Below are 15,427 nucleotides of genomic sequence, written 5' to 3' on the forward strand. Positions count from 1 at the left end.
GTTCATGAGCTTTTTAGTTTATGAGTTTATGGGTTAGGATTCAAAATCGTTGAGTCTAGATTTTGAAACTTATGTTTTCTACTCCCTAAACCTAGTTTTGAGGAATGTTTCTGCTTTTTCCAAGTCTTCGGGAGTGTCTATTCCGATTGTCTCAGTGTGCGTAATTCCCACTTTAATGCGGTATCCATTTTGAAGCCAACGTAATTGTTCCAATGATTCGACCTTCTCTAATGATGATTGAGGAAGGGCTGTTATCTCAGTAAGAACGTTGGAGCGGTAGGCGTAGAGTCCGATGTGTTTGAGGAAAGGATAGTGTTGTAGCCACTTGCTAGATTCGATGCCACGAACAAACGGAATAATGCTACGGCTGAAATAGAGTGCGAATCCTTGATTATCGATAACGATTTTAGGTGAATTGGGATTCTCTACACTTGCCATATCTTTAAAGGATATGCCAAGTGTTGCTATCTGTGTGTCGTCATCTTCGAATGCTTGACAAATGGTCGTGAGTTGAGATTGGCTGACAAAGGGCTCGTCTCCTTGGATGTTAACAATCACATCGAATGGCTGATTGATAGTTTGGTAAGCTTCTTCTATGCGATCGGTACCACTCTTATGTGCCGTGGAGGTCATGACGGCTTTGCCTCCGAAAGATACGACGGCTTCGTAAATGCGTTGGTCGTCGGTAGCTACATATACGTCATCTAACACTTTGCTAGCTTGTTCATAAACACGTTGAACGACCGGTTTTCCTCCCAATAGAGCCAAAGGTTTTCCGGGAAATCGACTGGAACCGTAACGAGCGGGGATTAATCCTATAAATCTCATATCAAATTTTGGATAGTTAATAACTAGGCTTGCAGCACATTTAACGGCTGAGAATGCAATGCAAAAATAATAAAATTTACTAACTAATTTTGTTGTTATCCAATTATTTCTTAATTTTGGCGTATACTAAATTGTAAAAACATTGAAAAATAAGATATTAACATTATTCCTCTTACTTGTCCCTCTTTCTGGTTTTTCACAGAAGATAACGCTTGGTTCATGTACCACGCATGATGGTGGTACCTATAAAGGGCAGATGGTTTCAGGCCGGCCACAAGGTAAAGGAAGTACTGTATTTGGCAATGGCGATACCTATGAAGGTGAATATCTGAAAGGTAAAAGGCAAGGTACCGGTATCTATACCTATGCCGATGGTAAAAAATATGATGGTCAATGGTTTCAAGACCAGCGTCATGGGCGTGGTACCTTTTATTTCCTCAACAATAATAAGTATGTAGGACTGTGGTTTCGAGATAAGCAACAAGGCCATGGAGTGATGTATTATTATAATGGTGATAAGTATGCCGGTGACTGGGTAGAGAATAAACGTCAAGGGAAGGGAAAGTATACGTATTCCAGTGGGGCTTATTACGATGGGCAATGGATGAACGACCAAAAGAGCGGTAAGGGCATCTTTGATTGGGGAGATGGCACTACTTACGATGGACAGTGGGTAGATAACCAGCGTTCTGGGAAAGGAGTAAACAAGTATGCAGACGGTGATGCTTACATAGGACAATGGAAAGACGACATACAAAATGGTCGTGGAATCTATAAATTCCAAAATGGCGACATGTATGAAGGCGACTATGTGCAGGGCGAACGTACTGGTGAAGGAATTTTCAGATACGCTAATGGTGATAAATATACCGGCCATTTCTTTGAAGGAAACAAAGATGGGCAGGGTACTTTGGCATGGTCGAATGGCGATATATATACCGGACTGTGGAAAGATGACTTGCAAAACGGTATAGGAAAGTTGACTAAGAAGAATGGTGACGTCTTTGAAGGAACTTTCAAGAATGGCGAACTCAATGGAGAAGTGATTATTCACTATGCTAATGGAAGCAAGTTCCGCGGTACATATAAGAAAGGTGTACCCAATGGTATTGCTTTGGAAGAAGATAAAGACGGCAATCGTTTTGAAGGAAGTTATGTAGATGGCCGGCGTGATGGTAAGTTTGTGGAGAAAGATCGGAATGGTCAAATCGTCAAGAAAGGGCGATATGAATTGGGAAGGCGATTTGAAAATTAGCATCAGATGATTATTGATAAACTTGAAAACCTAAAGATGTATACGGTGCTCAATCCTCGTATAGCTTTGGTTTGTAAATTTGTAGAAACGCATTCTTTAATTGACTTGCCTGTAGGCAGGCATCTTATAGACGGTGAGAATGTCTATGTGAATATAGATTTGGTGAAAGGTAAGCAGCGGGAAGATGCTGTATTGGAATATCACCATAAGATGATGGATATAGCAATACCACTGACTTCGGAAGAAGAATATGGCTATACTCCTGTTGCGGAATTGCCAAGTGTGGATTTTGATGTGCAGAAGGATTTCGCTAAAGTGGAAGGAGTCTCATGTCAGACATTCCTAACTTGTAAACTCGGAAATATGGTTATATGTCTTCCACAAGACGGACATGCACCGGGGATATGTGAGTCTGCAGAATTAAAGAAGGCAATCTTCAAGGTTGCTATGTACTAACTGGAAATTAAAATAAACACGATATGGTAAAGAAGGCAAAAGAAACTGCATTGAAGAAGACGAATACTGCGCCTTCGCACATAGGATTGGTTAAGAATGATTCATACTTGATACCTTATGAAGATGCTATAAGGGGGCGGCATGAACATGCGCTATGGAAAATTAACCAATTGACCAGTCAAGGTAAAAAGACACTGAGTGATTTTGCTAATGGATACCAGTATTATGGTTTACATAAGACTTCGAGAGGTTGGGTATTCCGTGAATGGGCACCCAATGCGAAAGAAATCTATTTGGTAGGCGACTTCAATGATTGGCAACGAACAGACCGTTATCGTGCAACCCGTATCTCGGAGACCGGGGATTGGGAACTGAAATTGAGTGCAAAAGCAGTCAAACACGGTGACTTATTCAAGATGTACGTCATCTGGGATGGGGGAGAAGGCGAGCGTATTCCGGCTTGGGCAACACGCGTTGTACAAGATGAAAGGACGAAAATATTTTCTGCTCAGGTGTGGAATCCGGCACTTGCGTATATCTGGAAGAAGCCTAAATTCACTCCACATAAGGACCCATTGCTCATCTATGAATGCCATGTAGGAATGGGTTTGGATGCAGAAAAGGTGGGAACTTATCGTGAGTTTAAGGAACAAGTGCTTCCACGCGTTATCAAAGACGGGTATAACTGTATACAAATGATGGCCGTACAGGAGCATCCATACTATGGAAGTTTCGGTTATCATGTAAGTTCTTTCTTTGCTTCTTCATCCCGGTTTGGTACGCCGGAAGAATTGAAGGAATTAATAGATGAAGCTCATTCGCATGGTGTAGCAGTCATTATGGACTTGGTACATTCTCATGCTGTGAAGAATGAAAAGGAGGGTTTGGGTAATTTAGCAGGCGACCCGAATCAATATTTCTATCCGGGCGACCGTCACGAGCATCCGGCTTGGGACAGCTTATGTTTTGATTATGGGAAGGACAATGTGGTTCATTTCTTGCTTTCCAATTGTAAGTATTGGCTTGAAGAGTTTCATTTCGATGGCTTCCGCTTTGATGGTGTGACCAGCATGTTGTATTATAGTCACGGGCTAGGAGAGGCTTTTACTAACTATGGTGATTATTTCAATGGTCGACAAGACGATAACGCGATATGTTATCTGACCTTAGCCAATAAGTTAATACATGAAGTTAACAAGCACGCGATAACGATAGCTGAGGAAGTTAGTGGCATGCCGGGCTTGGCAGCACGCTTTGAAGATGGTGGTTATGGGTTTGATTACCGCATGGCTATGAATATTCCTGATTTCTGGATAAAGACTATTAAGGAGCTGAAAGATGAGGATTGGAAGCCTAGCTCCATTTTCTGGGAAGTGAGAAATCGTCGTAGTGATGAGAAGACTATTTCTTATTGCGAAAGTCATGACCAAGCTTTGGTAGGTGATAAGACTATTATTTTTCGTTTGATAGATGCTGATATGTATTGGCATTTCAAGAAAGGGGATGAGAATGAAGCCGTTCACCGTGGCATAGCCTTGCATAAAATGATACGCCTTGTGACTGCCGGAGCCATCAATGGTGGCTATCTTAACTTTATGGGAAATGAGTTTGGGCATCCTGAATGGATAGATTTCCCACGAGAAGGAAATGGTTGGAGCCATAAATATGCGCGTAGACAATGGAATCTTGTGGATAATCTAGAATTGGATTATCACTATTTGGGTGACTTTGACAAAGCCATGTTAAAAGTTATCAAGAGTGAGAAGCGATTCAATTTGACGAATGTTCAAGAGATTTGGCACAATGATGGCGACCAAGTATTGGCCTTTATGCGTGGCAATCTATTGTTTGTATTCAATTTCTCTCCGGTCAATTCGTTTACAGATTATGGTTTCTTGGTGCCGACAGGAGGCTATGATGTGGTGTTAGATACGGACGCAAAGGAATTTGGAGGGAATGGATTGAATGATGACTCTATCGTACATCTAACTACTTATGATCCATTGTATGTCAATGAACATAAGGAATGGTTGAAGTTATATTTACCTGCGCGTACTGCATTTGTACTAAAGAAAAATTGATTTATGAGATCTTCTTATACCAATAGCACTGTCATTATTCGAATGGCATGCGCTATTGTTTTTCTCGTTTTTACATTCTTATACCTTTATAGTTTCCAAGCCGATGTCTTGGCTGTAGCTCAACATGTCTTGTCAAAGGGACAAACGCACTATAATAGAGAGATTGGAGCTACCTTGATTACAACCGTTTTATGGCTGATACAGTTAGGAATCTACTTTTGGACACGATTGGATGGAAAGGTACATGCACTGACTTATTTCCCATCTTTATTGATATTAACAGTCATTACTGATATAAGTCCAAACATAGATGGTGGTCTTTCTTGGGGTGGTTGGCTTTATGCAATTCCCATTTTAGTGGTTTGCTATGTAGGTTTGGTGTGGTTGGTATTGCAAATACAATTACCTGATACGTTAAAACCATCTCATGGACTATTTTCAAAAGATATGTGGATAAACTTGTTGACGATGGCTTGTATGATATTTCTAGTTGGGTTGTTTGCAAACCATGATGATGTATTCCATTATCGAATGCAAGCTGAGCAGGCGTTGTTGGATGGTGACTATCAAAAGGCATTGACAATAGGGAAGGGAGAGAATGCTTCTGATTCAAGTCTCACTCTTATTCGTATCACCGCATTGTCCGAAACGAATCAATTAGGAGAAAAGTTATTCGAATATCCTTTGGTTGGTGGAACTATGTCTATGCTACCTAATGGTAGTAGTGTCAAGTTTATGATGTTTCCAGAGAGCCGATTATACAAGTCTCTTGGTGGTTGGTTTAAGCAATATATGCCCCCTTATCGCTACTTCCAATATATGAGTAAGCATCATAAGGTGAACAAGAAGCTTGATGATTATAGGTTGTGTGCTTATCTGATTGATGGTAAGTTAGATTTGTTCGTACAGTCATTGAGACAGCATCATGATTCTTTAACGAATCTGCCTAAACATTATAGAGAGGCTTTGGTATTGTATAATCATTTGCGAAAAAATCCTTTGCTCTCTTATCATAATGATATACTTGATACAGACTTCCAAGATTTTGAGTCCTTACAACATAAAAGTAAGAATCCCTTAGAACGCTATAGCATGCTAAGGGATTCTTATGGGGACACGTATTGGTTCTGGTATTATTACCGAAACCGTATTCCAAACTAGGATGGATGGGGATTATTCAATCCCCAAAGATTCTTTTACATCTCTCAAAGCTTTTACCCAATCGGTATCAAGACTGAACTGTGTTATGTAGTTTGGGTTTGAATAATAGGCCAATACCAATTCTTTGTCCATGTCATTGAAGCGACTATTGTTGATAGAAGCTACTTTGAAGATTTCCTTTACCTCGTCTTTGTCGGTCTTCTTCTCTGCTTTGGTGAGTTTGTCGAGGAACAAATTCACGTATTCATACATGGCATAAGCTTGATAATCAAGCATACGCATGCTGCTATCCGGCATCAGCTCGGCACTCTTGGCAGCCATATAGTTCAGTTCATCAACCTTGAAAGTGGCAATCTTTCGTGTTTCTATGTCCTTTGTTTGGTCATTGGCTACGGCCTCAGACAAACGTTTGATTTCGCTGTAAACGTTTTGTGCGCTTACCGAAGTGAATGTAAAGCCAATGAAGGCTAAAACAAATAATACTCTTTTCATATTTCCAAATGTTAGTTTTTCGTCAAATATATATAGTTGTTGATACATGCTGGAAGTTCTTCTTTGTAATGTGTAACCATTATCAGCGTCTTGTTCGGGCGTTTACAGAATGTTTCTATTATATCTTTTACTAATCTTCGATTTCTTAAATCCAAACCATGTAGAGGCTCATCTAGGATGAGTAATTCCGGATCTTTGACGAAAGCACGTGCCAATAAAACCAATCTTTGTTCTCCGCTAGATAGTTTTAAGAAACTTTTATCTTCCAATCCTTTCAGTCCAAAGACACGCATCCAAAATCGACAAACGTCATAATCCTCTGGATTTGGTTTGCTATACAAGCCTACAGAGTCCTTTAACCCGCTGGCAACAATTCGAATGGCAGGCATATCTTTTTGATAAGCGCGATGTAATTCAGGTGAAACATATCCAATATGTTTCTTGATTTGCCATATAGTTTCGCCACTACCACGCGGTTGATCAAACAGTGTGATGTCGCAAGCATAGCTCTGTGGATTATCGGCACACACCAAACTAAGCAGTGTTGACTTTCCCGAACCGTTTTGACCACTTAATGCCCAACACTCACCATTCCTTACTGTCCAGTCCAAATCCTTGAGAATTGTACGTTCACCATATTGTATCTTGACATGGTTCATCCTTACTATCTCTTTGGCATGGTAGACTTTATCTTTTGCAGGCAGATTTAAGATAAGGCTTCGTTTGCTTTCTTCCAATATGTGAGCAGGTACTTCGGCCTGCTGTTTTATAAAGTCAGCAGCGAGACGTTTAGGTTTTACCGTCATATCGCTGACTTCAACGACATGCGTAATAAAGTCTGGAATATCATCGGTTTTACTTAAAACCAAGATAATCAGCAATCCTTCTTCTGTTGCAAGCGTTTTCAAAAGCACCTTTAACTTATCTCTTGTTTCGGCATCCAAGCCTATGAAAGGATTATCCAATATCAGAATTCTAGGATTAGAGAATAGCATTCCGGCTAGTTTAAACTTTCTAAGCTCGCCGCTAGACAGTAAGATGATATACTTATCTAGCAGATTCTCCAGCCCAAACAATTCGTAGATATGCTGTTGTAGTGCTCTATGCTTAGGTGTATCTTCACCGGATAGCAAGAAAGCCTCTTCTAGTTTGCTGCCAACCGTAGGAGTCTCTGTATCTATTTCTTGTTGATTCCATCTTTGTTGAAGGAAATATGTACGGTCATTATCTCCTCCATAGCAATCCCTAAATGTGATGTATTTGATGTTTTCACTAACGAGTTGTTTCTTGCTAGGGGTAAAATCATATTTAGGACTGTGGGTAATGAGTGGATGTTTTCCAATGATAATATCTACCAACATCGACTTCCCGCCACCGTTAGGACCAACGATGGCAATTTGTTCTCCCTTACACATCTCGAAATCAACGGGCTGTGTAAAACGCCATTCCGGCATTCGGGCAATCCCTTGGTGGATAGATATTATCTTATGATTCATATCCTAGTTTAATCGTTATTGCTAACTCGCTGTTGATTCTTTCTAGCAAAGTCTTTCCAACTATTATAGTGTGTAGCGTCGGTTATGGGTGTTCCCATTTGCAAAAAATGACAATAGGCAGCTCCTAAGGCATCGGTGGCATCCATAAACTTTGGCATGTCTTGCTCTTGAATGTGTAAAATCTTCTGTAACATACCTGCTACTTGCTCCTTACTGGCTTGTCCTTGTCCTGTGATAGCCATTTTAATCTTCAGTGGAGCATACTCATGAATCGGCACATCGCGTAGGATTGCAGCTGAAATAGCTACACCTTGAGCACGCCCAAGTTTCAGCATTGATTGTACATTCTTACCAAAAAATGGTGCTTCTATGGCTACTTCATCCGGTAGATATTCGTCTATGATGCCCGTAACTCTCTTAAAAATGGTACCTAGACGCAAGTACATATCACCTATCTTACGCAAGTCGATGACACCCATTGCAATCAATGAAGCCTTGTTAGCTTTCGTTTTCAGCACTCCATATCCCATGATGTTGGTGCCGGGGTCGATACCCAGTATTATTTTTTCAACCCTCTGTTTCAATTTTATAGCTTTATCTGTCCAAATATGGATTCTCGGCTAGTTCCTCTCCAATGGTTGTCGACTCTCCGTGTCCGGGATAAATGCGAGTCTCATCGGGTAACTGACATACCATACGGAGGCTTTGTATAATCTGGAACATGGAGCCTCCAAGATCTGTTCTCCCTATAGAGCGACGGAACAACGTGTCTCCTGAAAAAGCCAAGTTTTCTTTTTGGCAATAGTAAAATACCCCACCAGCCGTGTGACCGGGAGTCGGTATAATAGTCAATCGGTGGTTACCGAATGCTATTGTATCCTCATCGTGCAGATATTTCCCGACAGGTGGAAGTGTGTAGTCCAGTGTTACACCTACAAAAGACTTTACCTGAGCGTCTAGTTGCTGCATATTTGTCTCTTCGTTGGTGTGCGCTTCAACCTTCAACCCAAACTCGTCATAAATGGTATTGTTGCCGAAGTTATGATCAATGTGGCCATGTGTGGCCAGTAAATGGACAGGAGTGAGCTGTTCATTTTTGATATATTGTACGATGGCTTGACGCTCTTCAGGATAGTATGCACCGCAATCAATGATGACACATTGGCGTGTCTCATCGCTCACAACGTAGCAATTCTCCTGAATCATATTGCATACAAATTTCTTGATGTTCAGCATATTAAATCGGAATATAGATGAGTTTCTTATCTTGTTTGAACCAGTCTTCTTCGAAATAGGTGTCGAGTGAAGTTACTTGTATTTGTTTTTTGAATGGAGCAAGTTCGTTCGTTAGGTCTCCACCTTTCAGACATAACAATCCATTATGCAGCTTATTGCAGTACTCTTTCTTGATATTCTTGCGAATAATGTGCATTAATGATGATAGTTGCATGACTGCTCTGCTCACGATGAAGTCGTATTTCCCATCTTCATCTTCACCTCTTAGGTGCTCGGCTGTAATGTTTTTCAGTCCAATAGCTTGTGCAACTTCTTGAACTACGCGAATCTTCTTACTCGTCCCATCAATGAGTTTGAATTCGCAGTTTGGAAACAGTATAGCCAATGGAATGCCGGGAAAACCTCCGCCGGTACCGAAATCTAGTATCTTGGTTCCATCGTTGAAGGCTATCTTCTTGGCAATAGCTAGACTGTGAAGCACGTGGTGTTCATAGAGATTGTTGATGTCTTTTCGAGAAATCACGTTGATTTTAGCATTCCAATCAGTATACAGAGGCATCAGTTGGCGGAATTGTTCCAACTGCGTCTCAGATAAAATTGGGAAATATTTAGTGATAATATCTATCATGAAATATCTATTTGAGTATTTTTGTTAGTTCTTCGTTGTCAATGGCTACACGTATTTCTCCTTTGTCGTGTGGGGCAATTTCTTCTTGTTCGTACACAAATATAATTTTATCTTTCTTCAAAATGAAATTTTCAGACGGATATATCGGTGTGTAAGCACATATTTTCATTTTTCTCAAGCCGGCTTGGTCACCAGCATGGAATTGCTCAATGAGTTCCTTTTCTATTATTTCGTTCAGCAATGGTTGGTATCCGCTGACAAATAGATCGTCCAAATGGATAAGTTGTCCGGTAGTTGCGTTGAAGTTTAGGGCAACTGGTAGGTGTACTTCTAATTCCTTGTTCAGTCGATAATACACATTTGCCGTATATGTAATGATGTTGTTTTTGAAGCTTTCAACCTTTGTTCTGATGTGACATTTGAAATTATAATTATCAGGATTATTGCGGTCTAGCATATACATATCAGAATATGAATCCTTGTAATCGGCAATTAGTAGCGAGGCAATGGTGTCTATACGCTGTTTAAAGGATAGATGATTGTTGTGAGCACTAATGCTTCTATATCCTAACATTGCGGATTGAAGAAGGCTATCGTTGATGATATTGGCCTTTTTACCTTTTGCATACAATATCCTGAATGAAATCGAAATACGAGGCGAGTTGGGCTCTTTCGTCAAGTTATATACTGAATCCACAGTCACACTGTCGAACTCAATATCCTTCAACTTGGAAATTGAATGACCATAATTTCCGCATGAGACTACAAGCAATGCAACCAAAGCCGCTACCAGTAATTTCTTCATAATCGTGGGCAAAATTACATAAAAAGATTGTAACTTTGCATCTAATATTAATAAATAAGGTGAAAATGGAAGAACTCAAAGTCGCGCTCTTCGACTTGGATGGAGTGGTTTTCGATACGGAACCTCAATATACAGAGTTTTGGAGAGGCGAGTGTTTACGTTATCAACCTGATATTCCCAATTTGGAACAAAAGATAAAGGGACAAACTCTTGTCGAAATTTACGATAAGTATTTCGGGCATGTTCGGTCTGAACAGCCACAAATCACTCAACGACTGAATAAATTTGAAACTCAGATGCACTTTGATTATCTGCCCGGTGTGGTCGAATTTATTCTAGATTTACGCAAGCATGGAGTAAAGACTGCCGTAGTAACGAGCAGTAATCGGCCTAAGATGCAGAATGTATATGCGCAGCATAAGGAATTTTTAGACTTGTTTGACCATGTTTTTACGAGCGAAGACTTTACGAATGGTAAGCCCCATCCGGAATGTTATTTGCTTGGTGCTCAGCATTTTGGAGCCTCTCCACAAGTTTGTGTAGGTTTAGAAGATAGCTATAATGGGCTGCGTGCGGTATGTTCGGCGCAAATGTTTGTTGTTGGTTTGGCTACGACAAATCCCCAAGAAGCTATCCTTCCGTATGCAGATGTGGTATGGACGGATTATATAAATAAGGGTTTTAAAGAGTTAGTAAGTGCTTTTAAACAGAGTAAGAGTCCACAATCTGCTTCATGTTGAAATGATATGAGCTTGCTGCAAACGTTTGGCAGTCTTGCTGACAAGCCTATGCAGTTTCGCTGCAAAATGGAAGCAGCACTACTGTTAGGCCTTTGCACCAAATTGATAGAAATATAGTTAAAATGGAATACTTACTAGATGAGTGAGTATGAATGTATAAAAGAATATTTAAAATGGGATATTTAACTACAGATAAGAAGAAAGTTACGGTCAAAACATTCATTGAGAAGAAGAATTCCGGTGAAAAGATAGCTATGTTGACTGCTTATGATTATACGACAGCCGGCATTATAGATGCTGCCGGCATTGATGGAATTTTGATAGGAGATTCGGCTTCCAACGTGATGGCAGGAAATGCTGATACGCTCCCGATCACTGTTGATGAAATGATATATCATGCAAAATCGGTGGCAAAAGCAGTTTCGCATGCTTTGGTAATTTGTGATATGCCGATGGGATCGTACCAGATAAGCAAGGAAGAAGCGCTCCGAAATGCTATTAGAATCATGAAAGAGACCGGTGTTGATGCATTGAAAATGGAGGGTGGTATTGAAATTGTTGATACGGTAAAGGCTATTGTCAATGCTGGTATTCCGGTGATGGGGCATCTTGGTCTGACCCCTCAAAGTATCCATCAGTTTGGTGGTTATGGGTTGAGAGCGAAAGAAGAGGCTGAAGCAGAGAAGTTGTTGGCCGATGCTCATGCACTAGAAGAAGCGGGATGCTTTGGTATTACGCTAGAAAAAATACCTGCAGCATTGGCGGCAAAGGTTACTGAATCGGTGGTTTGTGCAACTATTGGAATCGGCGCGGGTAATGCTACTGATGGGCAAATCCTTGTTTATGCAGATGCGCTGGGGTTGACAGAGGGGTTCAAACCAAAGTTCTTGAGACGGTTTGCAGAATTAAGAGGGCAGATGACGGCAGGGGTAGAGGATTATATCAATGCAGTCAAAGAGGTTGATTTTCCAAACGGCAACGAAAGTTATTGATATTTTTGTTAGAGATAATGCAATGGATACGCAAAACTCCCCTATACACATAGGATTATGGCATCGTAGTTTTTGGATGCTGGCATTGGTGGGATTGTTCTTGACCATGTCTGTGTATGTGCAGATGGTGTCGATACCTTATTTGGGTAAAACCTACTTTGCATCTTCTGATATTGTAGGTTTAGCTTTCGGAACTTATGGTATAGGTCTGTTTGCCTTGGGGGCATTTTGCTCTTATTTGGTCAAATCCAGATGTCGACATTTGGTGTGCAAGGAGGCTATTTTGGTAGTAGCGGCTTTGTATGTGTTGATGTGGTTGATGTTTAAGAATGCAGGATTGTTCTCACAGGGGGGACTTGCAGTTGGCATGTTGGCTATGCGTTTCTTGTTGGGAGCATTCTTTGGATTGGCCGAGATGGTTCTTGCAAGTACGTTGGTCATTGATTCTTGCGAGTCGTTCTATCGTACGGAAGCAAATTATTCGGCAGCTTGGCTTCGTCGTTTTGCTTTGTCGTTGGGACCGGTTGTGGGAATGTTGGTGGTGTTTAAATTCAATATTCTTGATACATTTTTGGTTTCGGCTGTATTAGCTGTGCTTGCTTTTGTGTTCCTTTCGGTCGTACATTTTTCTTTTAGAGCCCCGGAAGAAGATGCACATGTTATGAGTTTCGACCGATTTTTCTTGTCGCATGGAGCCATGTTGTTCTTTAATTTCTTATTAACAACTATTGCTGTTGGCTTACTTTTTAGTTTGAGCCATTCGGAAACATTCTATGCTTTATTGATGGGAGGCTTCTTGGTAGCTCTCCTTGCAGAGAAGTTTGCGTTTGCAAATGCCGATTTGAAGAGTGAAAATATTTCAGGTTTTCTTTGTATTGGAGCCTCTATATTGATTATGTATCTTCGTCATGGATTGACACATTTATGGATTTCGGCATTCTTATTAGGCTTAGGTGTTGGTTTAGTAAGTTCGCGTACTTTGTTGTTTCTCATTAAGTTAAGTCGTCATTGTGAACGTGGTACTTCGCAGAGTACGTTCTTTCTGCTGTGGGAAGGAGGATTGGCGGTTGGCTTGTTTGTTAGCTTTTATTTTCTTCAAGCCAGTCGAGAGCAGGTGCTTTTGTTGGCTTTATGTTTGGTGGTATTATCTTTAATCATATACAATTTCTTCACCCATTCTTGGTATGTAAGAAATAAAAACAGGTGATTTTCGTTATTATAAGTGATGAGAACATTTTGTTTTATATTTTTAGTAGCGGTATTCTCGCTTGTATCAGTGTCTTGTATGAACGAAGAATCGTTCACAACTTCACCGAATAAGATGTTAGTCTATTCTGCTGATACGGTATCAATTGATACTGTGTTTTCCAATATACCTTCGTCTACGCGTTCGTTTTGGGTTTATAATCGTTCGGGAGAAGGAATTAAATTGGCCAATGCGAAGTTGGCTGGTGGAAATCAAAACGGTTTTAGAGCAAATATTGACGGAGTATATCTAGGTAAAACAGCGGGTTATCAAGTAAACGACTTGGAGGTTCGTAGTGGAGATAGCCTGCGAGTTTATGTGGAATTTACAGCCCCAACGACCAATCAAGATAAACCACAACTGTGTCAGGATGAACTTGTTTTTAAGTTGGAAAGTGGAGTAGAGCAGAAGGTTCATTTGAAAGCGTGGACTTGGAATGCTTTGAAAATGAATAATCTAGTAGTTAGTGAAGATACCCAATTGGCTTCATCTACACCTATTATAATATATGGTAAGGTAACGATTAGCCGTGGAGCTACGCTTCGCATTGCTGGAGGAACATCTTTGTATTTTCATGATGGTGCCGGAATTGATGTAAAAGGGACACTTGTCTGTGAGGGGAACAAGGATTCTGAAGTTTTGATGCGTGGCGATAGATTGGACAGAGTGTTCGACTATTTGCCTTATGACCGTGTGAGTGGACAGTGGGGTGGGCTACGGTTTTACTCTGAATCTACGAACAATCGACTGCAATATGTCGAATTGCATGGGGCGCATACTGGTGTGCAATGCGATGAGAATTCTGAGTTGACCATTTCTAATTCCACCATACATAATTGTAAAGGCTATGGAGTTACTGCTCAATCGGCTCATTTAAAGATTCATGATAGTCAATTATCGAACAGTTTGAATGATTGTCTGTTTGCGAATGGTGGACGCGTAGAGGTACAAGGTTGCACGATAGCGCAGTTCTATCCTTTTGATTCTGCGCGTGGATATGCTTTGAATATCTCTAATTCGAGTGGTGCGCTTGAGTTATTTACGTGTGATAATAGTTTGATAACAGGTTATGCTAAGGATGTTATTGGAGGTTCTAATAATAAAGCATCGACCTTTAATTATCAATTTTCATCATGCCTTTTGCGCACAGTAGAGCCTACAAGTGAGAATGTCAATCGTTTTTTGAATGTGCAATATGAGAATGTGGATGATACCATCGCTGCAGGAAAGAAGAACTTTATGAAGGTTGACGAACGAAATTTAGTATATGATTTCCGCTTATCATCAGCATCTTTGGCAAATGATAAAGGAGATAAATCCAAATCCTCGTATACTGATAGGACAGGAATACCTAGATTAGAACATCCTGATATTGGAGCTTATGAAAGACAGAGTACAAAAGATTAGAATATAAATAAAGATATAGTTAATATGGAAAATCGTAAAATTGAAATCTCATATAAATATTGTCAGAAAGAAGAATTGGATGCTGTCTGTCAAGAATTGATAGATAAAGCTATTGCCGCAACGCAGAATTCGTATGCAGATTACAGTCACTTTTATGTCGGAGCAGCCTTGTTGCTTGATAATGGGGATGTTGTGATAGGGGCAAATCAGGAAAATGTGGCATTTCCTTCTGGTTTGTGTGCTGAACGTACAGCTATCTTTGCTGCCCAAGCTCAACAACCTATGCAGGCAATAAAGGCAATTGCCATTGCGGCACGAAATGATAAGGGAATGCTAGAATCGCCGATAACCCCTTGTGGAGCATGTCGACAAGTGATGTTAGAGATAGAAGAGCGTTATCATTCTGATATGGAAGTATATTTATATGGTACAGATGGAGTTTATATTGTAAACTCTGTAAAGGATCTTTTGCCGTTTGCTTTTGTTAGTTTGTAAGCTGTATATTATGGTTTGTCAATTCTTGCTGTTTTGCGAAAAAGCTTGTCTTTTCCCTTGACTCACATCAATGTTGCGCTTAAAATCTCGTTTTTTTGCAAAATATTGG

Annotated in this window: 16 protein-coding genes; 9 read left to right on the forward strand and 7 right to left on the reverse strand. The window is 40.3% G+C overall.

Features of this window, described 5'->3' with window-relative positions; translation table 11 throughout:
- Nucleotides 1–78: 78 nt before the first annotated feature.
- The gene (kdsB, locus tag HMPREF3034_RS11645; RefSeq protein WP_062435688.1) at nucleotides 79–828 is read right to left on the reverse strand and encodes a 3-deoxy-manno-octulosonate cytidylyltransferase; all 750 of its coding nucleotides are present in this window, start codon (nucleotides 826–828) and stop codon (nucleotides 79–81) included.
- 142 nt (nucleotides 829–970) lie between these two features.
- Between kdsB and HMPREF3034_RS11650 the strand changes: the two genes are divergently transcribed.
- The 4 genes from HMPREF3034_RS11650 to HMPREF3034_RS11665 are packed head-to-tail and all read left to right on the forward strand — an operon-like array spanning nucleotide 971 to nucleotide 5,781.
- The gene (locus HMPREF3034_RS11650; protein WP_062435692.1) at nucleotides 971–2,083 is read left to right on the forward strand and encodes an MORN repeat-containing protein; all 1,113 of its coding nucleotides are present in this window, start codon (nucleotides 971–973) and stop codon (nucleotides 2,081–2,083) included.
- Nucleotides 2,084–2,089: 6 nt separating this feature from the next.
- The gene (locus tag HMPREF3034_RS11655) at nucleotides 2,090–2,539 is read left to right on the forward strand and encodes a NanQ anomerase/TabA/YiaL family protein (protein ID WP_062435695.1); all 450 of its coding nucleotides are present in this window, start codon (nucleotides 2,090–2,092) and stop codon (nucleotides 2,537–2,539) included.
- A gap of 23 nt (nucleotides 2,540–2,562) precedes the next feature.
- On the forward strand, nucleotides 2,563–4,620 hold the full coding sequence (locus HMPREF3034_RS11660; RefSeq protein WP_062435698.1) for an alpha amylase C-terminal domain-containing protein: 2,058 nt from the start codon (nucleotides 2,563–2,565) through the stop codon (nucleotides 4,618–4,620).
- A 3-nt stretch (nucleotides 4,621–4,623) separates the two neighbouring features.
- Nucleotides 4,624–5,781 carry a DUF6057 family protein gene (locus tag HMPREF3034_RS11665; RefSeq protein WP_036896430.1) on the forward strand — a complete coding sequence of 386 codons (1,158 nt, stop codon included), beginning with the start codon at nucleotides 4,624–4,626 and terminating at the stop codon, nucleotides 5,779–5,781.
- 12 nt (nucleotides 5,782–5,793) lie between these two features.
- Here HMPREF3034_RS11665 and HMPREF3034_RS11670 read toward each other — a convergent pair whose 3' ends face one another.
- The 6 genes from HMPREF3034_RS11670 to HMPREF3034_RS11695 are packed head-to-tail and all read right to left on the reverse strand — an operon-like array spanning nucleotide 5,794 to nucleotide 10,438.
- Nucleotides 5,794–6,273, reverse strand: a complete 480-nt coding sequence (locus tag HMPREF3034_RS11670; protein ID WP_036896521.1) for a hypothetical protein — start codon at nucleotides 6,271–6,273, stop codon at nucleotides 5,794–5,796.
- An 11-nt stretch (nucleotides 6,274–6,284) separates the two neighbouring features.
- Nucleotides 6,285–7,769: an ATP-binding cassette domain-containing protein gene (locus HMPREF3034_RS11675; RefSeq protein WP_062435701.1), complete on the reverse strand. Its 1,485-nt coding sequence runs from the start codon at nucleotides 7,767–7,769 to the stop codon at nucleotides 6,285–6,287.
- An 8-nt stretch (nucleotides 7,770–7,777) separates the two neighbouring features.
- Nucleotides 7,778–8,353: a crossover junction endodeoxyribonuclease RuvC gene (gene ruvC / locus HMPREF3034_RS11680; protein ID WP_082721780.1), complete on the reverse strand. Its 576-nt coding sequence runs from the start codon at nucleotides 8,351–8,353 to the stop codon at nucleotides 7,778–7,780.
- A 10-nt stretch (nucleotides 8,354–8,363) separates the two neighbouring features.
- Nucleotides 8,364–9,005, reverse strand: coding sequence for an MBL fold metallo-hydrolase (locus HMPREF3034_RS11685; RefSeq protein ID WP_062435704.1), 642 nt, complete (start codon nucleotides 9,003–9,005; stop codon nucleotides 8,364–8,366).
- 1 nt (nucleotide 9,006) lies between these two features.
- On the reverse strand, nucleotides 9,007–9,633 hold the full coding sequence (gene rsmG / locus HMPREF3034_RS11690; RefSeq protein WP_062435707.1) for a 16S rRNA (guanine(527)-N(7))-methyltransferase RsmG: 627 nt from the start codon (nucleotides 9,631–9,633) through the stop codon (nucleotides 9,007–9,009).
- Nucleotides 9,634–9,640: 7 nt separating this feature from the next.
- On the reverse strand, nucleotides 9,641–10,438 hold the full coding sequence (locus HMPREF3034_RS11695; RefSeq protein WP_062435711.1) for an RsiV family protein: 798 nt from the start codon (nucleotides 10,436–10,438) through the stop codon (nucleotides 9,641–9,643).
- A 65-nt stretch (nucleotides 10,439–10,503) separates the two neighbouring features.
- Between HMPREF3034_RS11695 and HMPREF3034_RS11700 the strand changes: the two genes are divergently transcribed.
- From HMPREF3034_RS11700 to cdd, 5 genes are all read left to right on the forward strand, one after another.
- Nucleotides 10,504–11,178: an HAD family hydrolase gene (locus HMPREF3034_RS11700; protein WP_062435713.1), complete on the forward strand. Its 675-nt coding sequence runs from the start codon at nucleotides 10,504–10,506 to the stop codon at nucleotides 11,176–11,178.
- A 173-nt stretch (nucleotides 11,179–11,351) separates the two neighbouring features.
- Complete coding sequence (gene panB / locus HMPREF3034_RS11705) at nucleotides 11,352–12,170, forward strand: 3-methyl-2-oxobutanoate hydroxymethyltransferase (protein WP_062435716.1); 819 nt, start codon at nucleotides 11,352–11,354, stop codon at nucleotides 12,168–12,170.
- 22 nt (nucleotides 12,171–12,192) lie between these two features.
- Entirely contained in the window at nucleotides 12,193–13,377 is a 1,185-nt protein-coding gene (locus HMPREF3034_RS11710) for an MFS transporter (protein WP_036896416.1), read from the forward strand.
- A gap of 78 nt (nucleotides 13,378–13,455) precedes the next feature.
- Complete coding sequence (locus HMPREF3034_RS11715) at nucleotides 13,456–14,823, forward strand: right-handed parallel beta-helix repeat-containing protein (protein WP_231725676.1); 1,368 nt, start codon at nucleotides 13,456–13,458, stop codon at nucleotides 14,821–14,823.
- A 24-nt stretch (nucleotides 14,824–14,847) separates the two neighbouring features.
- Complete coding sequence (gene cdd / locus HMPREF3034_RS11720; RefSeq protein WP_062435719.1) at nucleotides 14,848–15,318, forward strand: cytidine deaminase; 471 nt, start codon at nucleotides 14,848–14,850, stop codon at nucleotides 15,316–15,318.
- Nucleotides 15,319–15,427 lie beyond the last annotated feature (109 nt).

Source organism: Prevotella sp. DNF00663 (assembly GCF_001553265.1).
Taxonomy (GTDB): domain Bacteria; phylum Bacteroidota; class Bacteroidia; order Bacteroidales; family Bacteroidaceae; genus Prevotella.

Excerpts from the sequence above, each read along its gene's own strand:
- kdsB (WP_062435688.1), bottom strand. The coding sequence starts at position 828 with ATGAGATTTATAGGATTAATCCCCGCTCGTTACGGTTCCAGTCGATTT.
- HMPREF3034_RS11655 (WP_062435695.1), top strand. The coding sequence starts at position 2,090 with ATGATTATTGATAAACTTGAAAACCTAAAGATGTATACGGTGCTCAAT.
- HMPREF3034_RS11660 (WP_062435698.1), top strand. The coding sequence starts at position 2,563 with ATGGTAAAGAAGGCAAAAGAAACTGCATTGAAGAAGACGAATACTGCG.
- HMPREF3034_RS11665 (WP_036896430.1), top strand. The coding sequence starts at position 4,624 with ATGAGATCTTCTTATACCAATAGCACTGTCATTATTCGAATGGCATGC.
- HMPREF3034_RS11670 (WP_036896521.1), bottom strand. The coding sequence starts at position 6,273 with ATGAAAAGAGTATTATTTGTTTTAGCCTTCATTGGCTTTACATTCACT.
- HMPREF3034_RS11675 (WP_062435701.1), bottom strand. The coding sequence starts at position 7,769 with ATGAATCATAAGATAATATCTATCCACCAAGGGATTGCCCGAATGCCG.
- HMPREF3034_RS11685 (WP_062435704.1), bottom strand. The coding sequence starts at position 9,005 with ATGCTGAACATCAAGAAATTTGTATGCAATATGATTCAGGAGAATTGC.
- rsmG (WP_062435707.1), bottom strand. The coding sequence starts at position 9,633 with ATGATAGATATTATCACTAAATATTTCCCAATTTTATCTGAGACGCAG.
- HMPREF3034_RS11695 (WP_062435711.1), bottom strand. The coding sequence starts at position 10,438 with ATGAAGAAATTACTGGTAGCGGCTTTGGTTGCATTGCTTGTAGTCTCA.
- HMPREF3034_RS11700 (WP_062435713.1), top strand. The coding sequence starts at position 10,504 with ATGGAAGAACTCAAAGTCGCGCTCTTCGACTTGGATGGAGTGGTTTTC.
- panB (WP_062435716.1), top strand. The coding sequence starts at position 11,352 with ATGGGATATTTAACTACAGATAAGAAGAAAGTTACGGTCAAAACATTC.
- HMPREF3034_RS11710 (WP_036896416.1), top strand. The coding sequence starts at position 12,193 with ATGGATACGCAAAACTCCCCTATACACATAGGATTATGGCATCGTAGT.
- HMPREF3034_RS11715 (WP_231725676.1), top strand. The coding sequence starts at position 13,456 with ATGAACGAAGAATCGTTCACAACTTCACCGAATAAGATGTTAGTCTAT.
- cdd (WP_062435719.1), top strand. The coding sequence starts at position 14,848 with ATGGAAAATCGTAAAATTGAAATCTCATATAAATATTGTCAGAAAGAA.